This is a genomic window from Sivoneniella epilithica UHCC 1019, assembly GCF_040830845.1.
Taxonomy (GTDB): domain Bacteria; phylum Cyanobacteriota; class Cyanobacteriia; order Leptolyngbyales; family Leptolyngbyaceae; genus ULC077BIN1.
This window is the reverse complement of the sequence record NZ_JBFPDP010000012.1, coordinates 70,740-83,152: the sequence shown is the minus strand read 5'-3', so window position 1 is coordinate 83,152 and position 12,413 is coordinate 70,740. Positions and strand designations below refer to the sequence as shown.

The 12,413-nt window shown below is 48.6% G+C and carries 9 protein-coding genes; 8 read left to right on the top strand and 1 reads right to left on the bottom strand.

Annotated features, from left to right (window positions below):
• Positions 1-12 precede the first annotated feature (12 nt).
• The 4 genes from AB3R30_RS09920 to tilS all read left to right on the top strand — a co-directional run bounded on the left by AB3R30_RS09920 (position 13) and on the right by tilS (position 4,472).
• Complete coding sequence (locus tag AB3R30_RS09920) at positions 13-1,797, top strand: DUF3352 domain-containing protein (RefSeq protein WP_458649018.1); 1,785 nt, start codon at positions 13-15, stop codon at positions 1,795-1,797.
• Between the two features lie 199 nt (positions 1,798-1,996).
• Complete coding sequence (ccsB, locus tag AB3R30_RS09915; protein ID WP_458649017.1) at positions 1,997-3,004, top strand: c-type cytochrome biogenesis protein CcsB; 1,008 nt, start codon at positions 1,997-1,999, stop codon at positions 3,002-3,004.
• A 1-nt stretch (position 3,005) separates the two neighbouring features.
• Positions 3,006-3,431: a KGK domain-containing protein gene (locus tag AB3R30_RS09910; protein ID WP_458649016.1), complete on the top strand. Its 426-nt coding sequence runs from the start codon at positions 3,006-3,008 to the stop codon at positions 3,429-3,431.
• Positions 3,432-3,449: 18 nt separating this feature from the next.
• A complete protein-coding gene (tilS, locus tag AB3R30_RS09905; protein ID WP_458649015.1) occupies positions 3,450-4,472 on the top strand; it encodes a tRNA lysidine(34) synthetase TilS in 1,023 nt (340 codons plus the stop codon).
• Here the strand turns inward: tilS and hmpF are convergent.
• Positions 4,462-6,201, bottom strand: a complete 1,740-nt coding sequence (hmpF, locus tag AB3R30_RS09900) for a pilus motility taxis protein HmpF (RefSeq protein WP_458649014.1) — start codon at positions 6,199-6,201, stop codon at positions 4,462-4,464. The genes tilS and hmpF overlap by 11 nt on opposite strands.
• 657 nt (positions 6,202-6,858) lie before the next feature.
• On the opposite strand from hmpF, the gene AB3R30_RS09895 reads away from it, so the two are divergent.
• From AB3R30_RS09895 to AB3R30_RS09880, 4 genes are all read left to right on the top strand, one after another.
• Positions 6,859-8,181, top strand: a complete 1,323-nt coding sequence (locus AB3R30_RS09895; protein ID WP_458649013.1) for a response regulator — start codon at positions 6,859-6,861, stop codon at positions 8,179-8,181.
• Between the two features lie 87 nt (positions 8,182-8,268).
• Positions 8,269-8,634, top strand: a complete 366-nt coding sequence (locus AB3R30_RS09890; protein WP_171572673.1) for a response regulator transcription factor — start codon at positions 8,269-8,271, stop codon at positions 8,632-8,634.
• Between the two features lie 11 nt (positions 8,635-8,645).
• Entirely contained in the window at positions 8,646-9,176 is a 531-nt protein-coding gene (locus tag AB3R30_RS09885; RefSeq protein ID WP_458649012.1) for a chemotaxis protein CheW, read from the top strand.
• Between the two features lie 153 nt (positions 9,177-9,329).
• Entirely contained in the window at positions 9,330-12,143 is a 2,814-nt protein-coding gene (locus AB3R30_RS09880; protein ID WP_458649011.1) for a methyl-accepting chemotaxis protein, read from the top strand.
• Positions 12,144-12,413 lie beyond the last annotated feature (270 nt).

Sequence of the window (12,413 nt, the reverse complement as noted above, 5' to 3'; positions counted from 1 at the left end):
GGATAATTTCTCGTGGCGATCGCCCGGAGTTTTGCTAGAGTGGCAGGGACATTGCCCGTTGAGCTTAGTGAAACACTCATGGTTGCCCAGAAAACAAAATCCCCTCTGCTGCTAACGGCTGGAGCCGCTGCATTGCTGGTTGCTGGCGGTGGTGGGGCGTATTGGTATTTATCTCAGTCTAAAGCCGCTCCTGAAGACCTGCCCGTGGGTGCGGAGGTGATTCCGCAAGATGCCCTGATTGCCATTTCTGTCACCACAGAGCCGGGGCAGTGGCAAAAATTGCGTGAGTTTGGCACGGTTCAAAGTCAGGCGGCATTTGATAAAAGTTTGGCAGAAGTGCGCGATCGCCTGCTGACCGCAAACGGATTTGACTATCAAAAGGACATTCAGCCATGGGTGGGTGAAGAGGTGACCGTGGCATTTTTGGGACCCAAAGCGCCTGTAACTTCTCCGGCGATTCCGCCTAATCAGCAGTCGCTTGTAGTGGTGCTGCCGATTCGCGATCCGTTGAAAGCAAAAGAGATTTTAGAACAGCCGCGTCCTCAGGGTGGCAAGCTGAACAACCGCAGCTACAAAGGCTTTGACATTAAGGAAACTCAAGGAACGGCACAGGCATTTTCAGCAACGGCGATCGATGGCAAGTATCTCCTAGTCACGAATGATCCTAAAGCCACCGATCGCGCGATCGATGCCTACAAAGGAGAGGCAACCCTGGCAAGCACTCCGGGTTATAGTCAGGCGTTGGGTCAGGTTAAAGTCCCTCAAGCCTTTGGCAAAGTGTATGTCAATCTGCCAGCAGCGGCAGTGGTGACGGCGGCAAACACCGGGCGATCGCTCTCTCCACAAAACTTAGAGCAACTTCAGCAGAATCAAGGGGTTGCGGCTACTGCAACCTTGGAGCCAGAAGGCATCCAGCTTAAAAGTGTGTCTTGGCTCAAACCAGACAGCATCCGCAAGTTTGATGGCAAAAACACCGCTTCCGTTATGCCAACTCGCCTACCTGCGGATACGATTGTGATGGCATCGGGCGGCAATTTGAAAAAGTTTTGGCAGGACTACAGTCAAGGCGCAGCAGCGAATCCAGTCACGCCGATTAACCCAGATGTGATTCGCTCAGGGATTAAATCCACGGTTGGTATGGATTGGGAGCAAGATTTTCTGCCCTGGATGGATGCCGAGTTTGCGATCGCCCTTGCCGCTGCGCCAGAGGGCACTCCTGCCAGTCTCCCGTTCAGCTTGTTGATCATGACCAAAGCCAGCGATCGTCGGGCTGCTGAAGCCACTTTAAAGAAGTTGGATGATGCCATGGTCGAGCGCTATAAATTCAAAGTGGAAGAAACGACTGTTGCTGGAAAGCCTGTGACTGCGTGGACAGTGCCCCAAGGTGGAGCCATCATTAATCGCGGTTGGTTAGATGGCGACATTACCTTCCTATCGCTAGGCGCACCGATCGCCAGTGCAATTGTGCCACGCCCCACTAAACCGTTAGCAGACAGTGAGGCATTCAAAAAAGCAATCCCTGCGGGACTCAACCCAAACAACGGGCATTTCTATTTGAATGTGGATGAGGCAATTAATGCGAAAAAATTCCCCATTTTGCAACTGCCACCCGGTAACCGAGAACTGGTTGCAGCCGTGCGATCGCTGGGGATTACGGCGGCAGTGAGCGGCGATCGCACTACTCGCTATGATGTGTTTGTGGGTTTACAAAAAGCGGGAAATCCCAAACCCTTGCCTAACCCAACCGTTCCACCTGCCTCACCTAGTCCGATCCCGGTTGTGCCGCCCCCGCAATAAGAGGCAGGAGGCAAGAGGCGGAAATTAAATAAATTCGAGATTCGTAGGGGCGCGGCATTTGGGCAAAAATCCTTGCAACTCAAGCAGAGTCATCTAGCCAAATGCCGCGCCCGTACAATTCCTGTCCGTATTGCCGTCAGCATCGTAGGATAGAGGAATAAGAACGCTTCGCTCAAAGATTTTTTGTGGAGAACACGAAATGGATCTGGTTCAACTGCAAGGCATTTTAGACAATGCTTCTTTTGCAGTGTTGTTTATCACGATGCTGGTGTATTGGGTTGGGGCAGCCTTTCCAAACTTCCCCTATTTGGCGATCGCCGGAACGACGGGCATGGCGATCGCCAATCTTTGCATAGCGGCACTCTTGGGCGCACGCTGGTTAGAAGCCGGATACTTTCCCCTCAGCAATCTCTATGAGTCGCTGTTTTTCCTAGCCTGGGGCATTACTACAATGCACTTTGTGGCAGAGCGAATGAGCCGCAATCGTTTAGTCGGCGTGGTCACTGCGCCGATTTGTATGGGCATTGCTGCTTTTTCTACGTTGACATTGCCCACTGAGATGCAAGCCTCTGCGCCCTTGGTGCCAGCGCTCAAATCCAACTGGTTGATGATGCATGTCAGTGTGATGATGTTGAGCTATGCCACGCTAATGGTAGGTTCTTTGCTGTCGATCGCGTTTTTAGTCGTCACCCGTGGGCAAGCGGTCGAGCTAAAGGGCAGTTCTGTCGGGACAGGTAGCTATCGCGATCGCAAATATCAACTGCGGAAAGCGGGTGAACCCTTGGGTGAGAGTTCAGGGACAGAAATGACGGCGGCATTTTCTAACAATGGTTCTGTTGCGGTCATGGCACCTCCTGCGATCGCGGTTACCCTATCACCCCAGCGTCTCAGCTTGGCAGACACCCTAGATAACATCAGCTATCGCATGATTGGGCTAGGCTTCCCGCTGATTACCATTGGGATTATTGCCGGAGCGGTTTGGGCAAATGAGGCATGGGGTTCCTATTGGAGTTGGGACCCAAAGGAAACGTGGGCGCTGATTACCTGGTTAGTGTTTGCTGCCTATTTACACGCTCGAATTACCAAAGGGTGGCAAGGTCGTCGTCCAGCACTGCTAGCAGCAGTGGGCTTTTTAGTCGTTTGGGTCTGCTATTTAGGCGTGAATTTGTTGGGGAAAGGGCTTCATAGTTACGGCTGGTTTTTCTAAAATGGATGAGTTTCAACCTTTGGATAATGATGAAGTGCTGTTTGTCAGCCTCGGTCGGGTGCTGATGGCAAACCCCACCTTTAAGGTAGGCGAGTTTATCGATGCGTTGGCGCAGGCAATTAGCGATCGCGAAGAAGATTGGGTCGAAGAAAACGAAGGCTGGTTTAACGACGGTTTAGACTGTCAAGCCCTACGGTTTAGCGGTCAGGGTTGGCAGCGGGGTCGAGTTCGCATCCGGCTAGAATTTTTGCCCGATAGTCCCAAAGCGCGTCTGCCTGAACGCCGCACTGAACAGCCACGCCGTTTAGGGAAATTAGAGCCGCGCCCTGATGCCCCTTCTCGTAGCGATCCAAATGATGCCTATCGGTTAGGGCGATCGGAGTCAAACTTGGAAGACTTTTATGGTAGCCCGGATGATGATTACTAGCTCCTAACCCCCGATCAAATGAGTCACCTCGTTGTAGAAAATTCTCTTCCTTCTTGGACAGTTCTGCACGCTCATTTGCATAAAAGCCTGAAAAAAAGGCTTCTACTAAAGCGGGGATCGCGGATTTTGATGGCAGTGTCCGGTGGGCAAGATTCTCTTTGTCTAGCAAAGATGCTGTTAGATTTGCAGCCAAAATGGGGTTGGAACCTAGCGATCGCCCATTGTGATCATCAGTGGCGATCGGATTCGGCAGCAAATGCTTTATTTGTGCGAAACCTGGCGAATCAGTGGCAAATTTCCTACTTTGAGCAAACGGCTGAAGGGGTTCTATCCAGTGAAGCCGTAGCGCGTCAATGGCGCTATGAAAGCTTGATACAGATTGCTCAGCGGCAGGGCTATGACATCATCGTCACAGGACATACTGCCAGCGATCGCGCCGAAACATTGCTCTATAACCTGATACGTGGCAGTGGTGCCGATGGCTTGCAAGCGTTGACTTGGACGCGATCGCTGGCTGCAAATCTTCAGCTAGTTCGTCCTCTGTTGAGCATCACTCGCGCCCAAACTGCCCAGTTTTGCCAGGAAATGGAACTGACTATTTGGGAAGACAGTACCAATCAAAGTTTGGAATTTGCTCGAAACCGCATTCGTTTAGAACTCATTCCCTATCTGCAAGCTCACTTTAATCCTCAAGTAGAGCAAGCGCTCAACCAGACTACAGAATTACTGCAAGCGGAGGTAGAATACCTGGAAGCGGCAGCCAGTCAGTTACTTGTTCAAGCAGAGTGGGGCGTTGAGGGACAATCTGCTCGGTTTAATCGGCGAGTCCTACAAACGGCAGCGATCGCCCTACAACGCCGTGCTGTTCGCCAACTCTTGCAGCAAAGTTTGCCTGAAACTCCTAACTTTGAACAGATTGAAAAATTGGTCACGCTAATTGCCGCCCCCAACCGATCGCAAACTGATCCATTTCCAGGCGGCGCGATCGCTCAAGTAGAAGGAGATTGGATTTGGCTACGGGATAGCAATTCTACGGATTAGTCAAGCTGCTAATGACTTGGCGAATTTCGGCAATTGCCTGCTGCTGCGAGTCGGCGGCTTCTTGCCCTTGTGCCATGCTACCCGCGATCGCTTCCAGTTTTTGGCGCATTCCGTCTGTAGCATCCTGCACAGGCTGAAGCATTTCTTGATAGGTTGCAACTTTACCGATCACTTCAGAATCGGCTTTACGTCGGGTTAGGAGTTCATTTTCAAACCGCTTGAGTTCATTGCGTTTAGCTTCTTGCTCCGTTGTTTGAGTATTGACCATGGTTTCCGTCTGTTGAATTGCCGCTTGCATTTGCGTGATTTGAGCTTCGAGTGCCTGTAGCTCATCGGCTTGCTGCTGCCGTTGGGCATCAATTTGAGTCAAAATCGGTTCAAGATCGATCACGCCCTCACTGCCCTCTGCTTCGGCAAGACCTTGGCGACGGCGAAGAATTGACTGATGTTGGTTGAGAAACGCTTTCCGTTCTTGAAGGCTGCGGCGCTGCCCAACCAGAGTTTCATACAACATTTGGTATCCATCTTGCTCGTCTGACATCTCATTTTCTAGATTGAGGCGATCGTACTCATTTGCCGCCTCAATTTTGGCTTTGATATCATCAATTTCTTGTTGCTTTGATCGCAATTCTTCCTCTTGACTTTCCACAAAACTAGATAGTTTCAATAGTTCGCTTTCCAAATCTTGGGTCACCTTTTGCAGGTCATCCATCGACATTTTTTCCAGCGCTTCCACATCTACTTGAAATCCAATTTTTACGTGGTCAGAGGTGGCTGCCAACCGATAGACTTGCTGATGTAGTTCATCCTGACTTTGAAGCTGGCTAGAAAGCAATCTTACATAATCCTGTTTGCCGATTAATGCAGCCTGCTGAGATCTGAGTTCTGCTTTGGCTTGGTCTAAAGCAGCTTGAGCCTGATGCCACTCTTGCCAGCGATCGTTAATCGCTTGTGCCTGCTGTTCAATCTCATGATTGCTTTGATTAATCTGCGATCGCTGCTGCTCCAAAGTCTGCCAATAACGGTTCAGCCGCTCTTGATGGTGAGATAAAATTTCAAACGAAGCATTCAGCGATTCTCGAACTGGTTCTACTGGAGATGTCCCTGTCAACCGATCTAGCACTTCATACAATGCGCGTGACTTATCCTCATCTAGCACCGTAGACTGCTGCATTGTTGCCTGTTGTTCTTCCATGCGGCGCGTCTCACCCCGCAGATGATCCCAAGCCCCTTCTAATTCTTGGCGGTTCCGCTCATAAGCTTCTTTTTGCTGGTTAATTTCTTCTTGCGAAGCATTAATCTCTTGGCGCTGCTGCTCCATTTGCTCAAAGTCTTCTTCCATCTGCTGAAGCTGTTCCCGCCGAGCTTCCATTTCCATTTCTCGACGGTTTAGCTCTTGACTTTGATAGGTGAGCGACTGCTTCCACTGCTCAATCTCTTCTTCTTGAGTTTTGAATTTTTCCTGCAAGCGAGAGAAGTTTTGCAAGATACTGACCAAAGGACGACCTGCTTCTTGAACGCGCTGCACTTGCCGATTGGCTGATAGATCAACCAGCACCAAGGCGCCCGCCCCATAGCTGGTTGCCTCATCAGACGGAATCACTTCGTCGCCTGAAATCGGCGCCCAGTTCTGTTCGGATCGCTGACAGGCAAGTAGTCTAAGTTCGGCTTTGCCACCCCCACCGATGAATCCACCGCTTTTCTTTTGTACTTCTGCTAGATACAGCACGCCACTAATCCCCTTCTTTGTCTTTGCCCAACCAAAATTAACAAATGCGTTAGTTAAACTCGTTAATCTAAGCCTAATTCACAAATTGCTTCAGCAGCCTAACGCACTAGGCAAGATGGATCTAAAGCATCATGACGCGAATTTATCCAAATGATCTGCCTGGAGTGATAAACCATAGAACACTATTGCCTGATTAAACTAGCTTGCCCAATCCGGTTTGCCGCTGATATAAGACTGATTAAATATGCACTTATGCCCAACGCCGATATCTTGAAAACATCCATACCTAGTCAATCAAGAAGGATTTATTTGACTTATTCCGTTGAAACACAGAAACCACTATTGATAGCAGAACTATGGCAACATGAGGATTTTTTGTGCTGGATTCGTACCTGAGAAAAAATAATATCCTAACAGGTACAAACTGAATGCATGGATAAATCATGGATTATTCCAGAAAGATCTGCAAAGATTTAGCGAAATCTAGCTGCCAAACCTGATATTTGATTCACGGCATTGTTAATGGTTGATGGCTCAGCTTTTGCCCCTAACTTAACATCGCTTGTGAGATTTACTAAAGAAATGTAACAGGTGAAGCGGCGATCGCTCTATTTGCCAGTTTCTAGGTGAACCTTTTAAGAAAATAGCCAAATATTCATGCAGGGCAAACTTAGTGAAATTGATATTCGCAGTATTCTGCAACTCATTGAATTGGGGCAGCGAACCGGAGAACTTTTCGTAGAAGCCTACCCCTCCCAGTCTACTGCGGTAGATTCGGAGGTCGCTCAGACGATAGGAACTCAAACCGCTGTTTCTAGTGAGCAATTTTGGTTTGTTTTCTTTTTGAATGGACAAATTATTTATGCGGCTGATCCCGATGTGCGACTGGTGCGGCTACGGGATTATCTCCAGCGATATAGGGTAGAAGAAGCCCTTAATCCATTAATGAAAGGAGCGATCGCCACTGCTAATGCTCCTGAATATAGCTATCTTTGGGCGCTGATGGAAAACCACACGCTTACTCCTGCCCAAGGTCGCAGCATCATTCAAAGTATGGTGCATGAAACCTTATTTGATTTACTCAGCCTGCACCATGGCACCTTTATATTTGAAATTGGGCAGCCCTTATCTCCCCAACTCACCTCCTTTGAAATAGAACCCTTGTTAACCCACACCATGAAACAGGTGCAACGCTGGAAACAGTTTTATCCCTATATTTATTCCACCGAACAATGTCCCGTCATTACGAATGTCGGCGTTTTGCAGGACACGCTATCTAACCGCACTTTTGATAAACTCTCTAAATTTGCAGATGGAAAAACCACGCTCCGACAAATTGGCAGATATCTGAACCGTGATATTTTGACCGTTGCTCAGGCAATTTATCCCTATATTCAGCAGGGCGTTATTCAACTCACCAGCCCAGAAATGATGGTTCAGACCGTCCGCAAGGGCAATGATTTAACTCGGCGATCAACTAACCCGGATCACACTAAAACACATCCGCCTAAAATTGTTTGTATTGATGACGGAGTGACCGTTCGGGAGACAGTGAAGCAAATTTTGACTCGGCAGGGTTATGAGGCGATCGCGATCGGGAACCCCCTAGAAGCCTTGAGCAGCGTTTTCCAAATTATCCCCGACCTGATTTTGTGTGATATCACCATGCCTGAACTAGACGGCTACGAAGTGTGCGCCATGTTACGCACCTCCACCCTATTTCGCCAAACACCCATTATCATGCTCACGGGCAAAGATGGCTTCATCGATCGCGTTAGAGCTAAATTAATTGGAGCTACAGACTATTTAACAAAGCCATTTGGCGAAAGTGAGCTATTAATGCTAGTCGAGAGCTACATTGGTTCAGCCCAGATCGAACGTCAACAATCATCAACTCAATTCACAATCAACCCAAAAGATGAAGTACAACTTGAAAGAACAAACGTAATTTCAACACCATCAACGCCACTTAACTCGTAAATGGGGGTACTTTAGTTAGTAGCAGTTCAAGGTAAGCGGCGATTCGCTCTTCCCGTTCACCTTCAAACCGGCAAGCAGGTAGAAAGCATGAGTATAGTTCTGGTTGTCGAAGACAGCGTCACTCAACGAGAAATGATTAAAGACCTCCTCAAAGGGAGCGGTCTGGATGTTGCAGTTGCCAGCGATGGCGTGGAAGCACTAGAGCAAATTGAAGGGAGTTGCCCCGATCTGGTTGTTCTAGATATTGTCATGCCCCGGATGAACGGGTATGAAGTGTGCCGTCGTCTCAAGGCTGATCCTAAAACTCAGAACGTTCCAGTGGTCATGTGTTCTTCAAAAGGAGAAGAATTCGATCGCTATTGGGGCATGAAGCAAGGAGCCGATGCATACATTGCTAAACCCTTTCAACCCACTGAATTAGTTGGAACTGTTAAGCAATTATTACGAGGATAGGGGCTGAGCAAATGGTAGGAATTCCAGATTTTCTAACCGGCAGAGGACACGACCAAGCACCCGAATTTCAGGAGCTTGAGAGTCCTGAAGGTGAACTCCATCTACGATTTTATGTCTCTTCGGGAACTGAGTTCGCCCTGCCTGCCACGGGCATTAAAGAAGTTTTGTCTCCTCCTCCCGATCGCATTACGCCCATTCCGAATGTTTCCCCCTTGCTTTTGGGTACGCTGAATGTGCGGGGTCGGGTTGTTTGGGTTGCCGATTTGGGGCAATTTCTCGGAGATTCAGTGCCACTCAATACCGACAGACCCGAAGTATCTGTGATTGCCGTAGAAGATCAAGACTTGATGCTGGGGTTAGCGGTAGATAGGATTGTTGGCATGGAATGGCTTGATCTAGACGAGGTGCAAATGCCTCAAAATGTACCCGACAGCGTGGCTCCGTTCTTGCGAGGAGAATGGATTCTAGATACTCTAGCGAGTAAATATCTGCGGTTGCTCGACCAGATTGCAATTTTACGGTCAGCACGGTGGGCAGCATAAAGGAGGGCGATCGCAGCATGGCAAAACAGCATCATGAAATTGGATGTTCGGTCTTACAAATCGGGGATAGTATAGATGCTATTCATTGCATTTTGAGCCATCACTCTGGGAAGCCGAGGCTATCGTACTCAATAATCAACTGGGAGAGGGCACATGGGAACAGGTACTGAGTACGCACAAGACTATCAGCGAGCTCAAATTGCCTACATGAACGGCAGCTATGAGGACGCTGCTCAAATCGTCGATCGCTTAATTCAAGACTTCCCAGATGATCCAAGCGCCAATTTGCTGCGAGGGCATATTTACTGCTATGGATTGCAGCAATACGACGTTGCCAAAGAGCAATATGAGTCTGTATTGCACCTAACTGACGATCCCGATTTCACTAACTATGCAAACCAAGGCTTGGAACATCTGGGTGAACAAGCTGGCGTTCCACAACAGACTTTTGACGAATTCAACGTTAGTCCAGATGCAACCTTTCATGATGCTTTGGATGATGAAGGATTTGCTGGCTCCTTTAATGCTCCTACCAACCTACAGGATTTCCCCTCTGACTCGTTTGATAGCCTGACCAATGACCCTGTTCCCGACTCGTTTGATAGCCTCACCGATGAGATAGATTTTGCTGCTTTTGACGATGCTTTTGACATCGATGGTTTCAACACTCCAGTAGACTCCCCATCCAATAGCGACATCCAGTTTGATAATCCTTTTGGAGAAGAAAGCTTTGCCAGCACGAATGAATCCATGCCCGCTTTTTCTGATCCGTTTGCTGTTGAAACGACCCACTCTGGGCAAGACTCTAACGCTTTTAGTACGACAGACCTAGATGCGTTTGCGGCTCCTACTGATATGCCGGGCGATGATTATGGGCTAGATGCTTTCAGCGATCAATCTAATTTTCCATCAACGTTTGATGAATTCGACGATGCGTTTGCTCCTTTGGACTTGCAAGAAGAGGCTCCTTACTCGCCGCCTTTGTCGGGTGGAGGGTTAAGCGATCGCCCCCCTGAAGCTTCTAGCGGCATTCGCGGCAGTCTATCCCATCCGGTCGGCGAAGACGACACGTTGTTCATGGGATCTGCAAACGCTTATGAGGATGGAGATTCTTCTTTCAATTCATCGGATGAATCAGTACCACTGAATGCTGACTATCGAATGGGCAATTCTGGTGCTGCTTATAGCAATTCGTTGAATGATTCCATTGGATCAAGTGGATCAACAGGGCAAAATAATGTCGATTTCTTGGATGAATTCGACGAGTTTGATGATTTAGGTAATCTGTCTGATTTTGATTTGTCAGAAAATTCGGCAGGGTTTACTCGCCCAGCAGTTGGGGCTGACTTTGGGATTCCTTCTGCTACCGATCCGCAAGATTCAGCGATGGATTTTACTTCCCCTGGCGATCGCTCCTTTGTCAACGATGATGAGGTTTTTAGTCTCACCAGCAGCACGGATCAAGTTCCTGCGTTTACCCAGTCCGATCCCCAAAATCTTGATCCGGCAGTCACCGTGGAGCAAGGACTTCTCGCCCCGATGGAAAACGCATCTATTGCGGCGAAACACCTGATTATTGCTTTGGCGGCTGGCATTTGTTCGGCGATCGGGGTGGCTGGTGTAAACTACGCTGTCTCTTCTAGCGTTTCTCAAGAAAATCCGGCTGTGGTTTCCCAACTACGAAACACGGGTTGGCTAATGACTGGAACCGCCGGAATTGCGAGTTTTGTAGCAACGTTTGCTTTAGGGCAAGTTGCCGCGAAACAAATGAAGCGTTCCACTGATGATTTGCAAGCTCAGTTCAATTCGGTTTGTCAGGGAAACCTAAACGCTCGTGCCATCATTTATGCCGAGGATGAATTTGGGCAACTGGCGACTGGCTTTAATCAGATGGCACGAGTGATTTTGACGACCACCAGTGAAGCTCAACGGAAAGCAGAAGAGCAAGAGCAAGCAAAAGAAGATTTGCAACGCCAAGTGATTCGGCTTCTAGATGACGTAGAAGGGGCAGCAAGGGGTGATTTGACCGTGCAAGCAGAAGTGACCGCTGATGTATTGGGTGCAGTTGCCGATTCCTTCAACCTGACGATTCAAAACCTGCGGGAAATTGTGCAACAGGTAAAAGTAGCGGCACGGCAGGTGAGTAAAGGCTCTACCGACAACGAAATGTTTGCTCGTAGTTTGTCCTCAGATGCCTTACGGCAGGCGGAAGAATTGGCGGTTACCCTAAATTCTGTGCAGGTGATGACTGAATCGATTCAACGGGTGGCGGAAAGTGCCCGTGAAGCGGAACAGGTGGCGCGTTCAGCATCTGAAACCGCATTGAGGGGCGGTGAAGCGGTAGAGCGTACTGTAGCGGGGATTTTGCAAATTCGGGAAACTGTGGCAGAAACCACTCGCAAGGTAAAACGTCTGGCAGAGTCTTCTCAGGAAATTTCCAAAATTGTTGCTTTGATTTCACAAATTGCCTCTCGAACAAATTTGCTAGCGCTAAATGCCAGTATTGAGGCGGCTCGTGCTGGAGAAGCTGGTCGTGGGTTTGCGATTGTGGCAGATGAAGTGAGACAGCTAGCCGATCGCGCTGCCAAAGCGTCGAAGGAAATTGAACAAATCGTCCTCCAGATTCAAGGTGAAACTGGATCGGTGATGACGGCAATGGAGGAAGGAACGCAACAGGTGATTGAGGGGACAAAGTTGGCGGAACAGGCAAAGCGATCGCTAGAGGATATTATTACCGTATCCAATCGCATCGACGTACTGGTGCGATCAATCACCGCTGATACAGTCGAACAAACTGAAACATCTAGGGCAGTGGCGCAAGTCATGCAGTCGGTAGAACTTACGGCTCAAGAAACATCTCAAGAAGCTCAACGGGTGTCCGGATCGCTGCAAAGCTTAGTAGGCGTTGCTCGTGACTTGCTTACCTCCGTTGAACGATTCCGGGTAGAAACGGTAGATCGTAAGTAAGATGGTGTTCAAGGGCGATCGCTTATTCCTCATCAGATTCCAATTGATGTCAATTTTTAGTAGATCGAGTACATTAAAGCAATCCAGAACATGGTTTCATAAAAACCATGAAATTAACGATTACATTTCTAATTCGTTTTTCTGGATAGTGACCCTGTTCAGCCAAAATTCTACTCAGCAAAATTTCACATTGACCCGGTGCATCACTTGTTTCAATTGCCGACGGCAATGTGTTTTGCTAGCAACAACCCTCTCCGAAGGAATGGAGTA

What these genes read in the sequence shown, in the direction of transcription:
- ccsB (WP_458649017.1), top strand. Translation starts at nt 1,997, where the DNA reads ATGGATCTGGTTCAACTGCAAGGCATTTTAGACAATGCTTCTTTTGCA.
- AB3R30_RS09910 (WP_458649016.1), top strand. Translation starts at nt 3,006, where the DNA reads ATGGATGAGTTTCAACCTTTGGATAATGATGAAGTGCTGTTTGTCAGC.
- tilS (WP_458649015.1), top strand. Translation starts at nt 3,450, where the DNA reads ATGAGTCACCTCGTTGTAGAAAATTCTCTTCCTTCTTGGACAGTTCTG.
- AB3R30_RS09895 (WP_458649013.1), top strand. Translation starts at nt 6,859, where the DNA reads ATGCAGGGCAAACTTAGTGAAATTGATATTCGCAGTATTCTGCAACTC.
- AB3R30_RS09890 (WP_171572673.1), top strand. Translation starts at nt 8,269, where the DNA reads ATGAGTATAGTTCTGGTTGTCGAAGACAGCGTCACTCAACGAGAAATG.
- AB3R30_RS09885 (WP_458649012.1), top strand. Translation starts at nt 8,646, where the DNA reads ATGGTAGGAATTCCAGATTTTCTAACCGGCAGAGGACACGACCAAGCA.
- AB3R30_RS09880 (WP_458649011.1), top strand. Translation starts at nt 9,330, where the DNA reads ATGGGAACAGGTACTGAGTACGCACAAGACTATCAGCGAGCTCAAATT.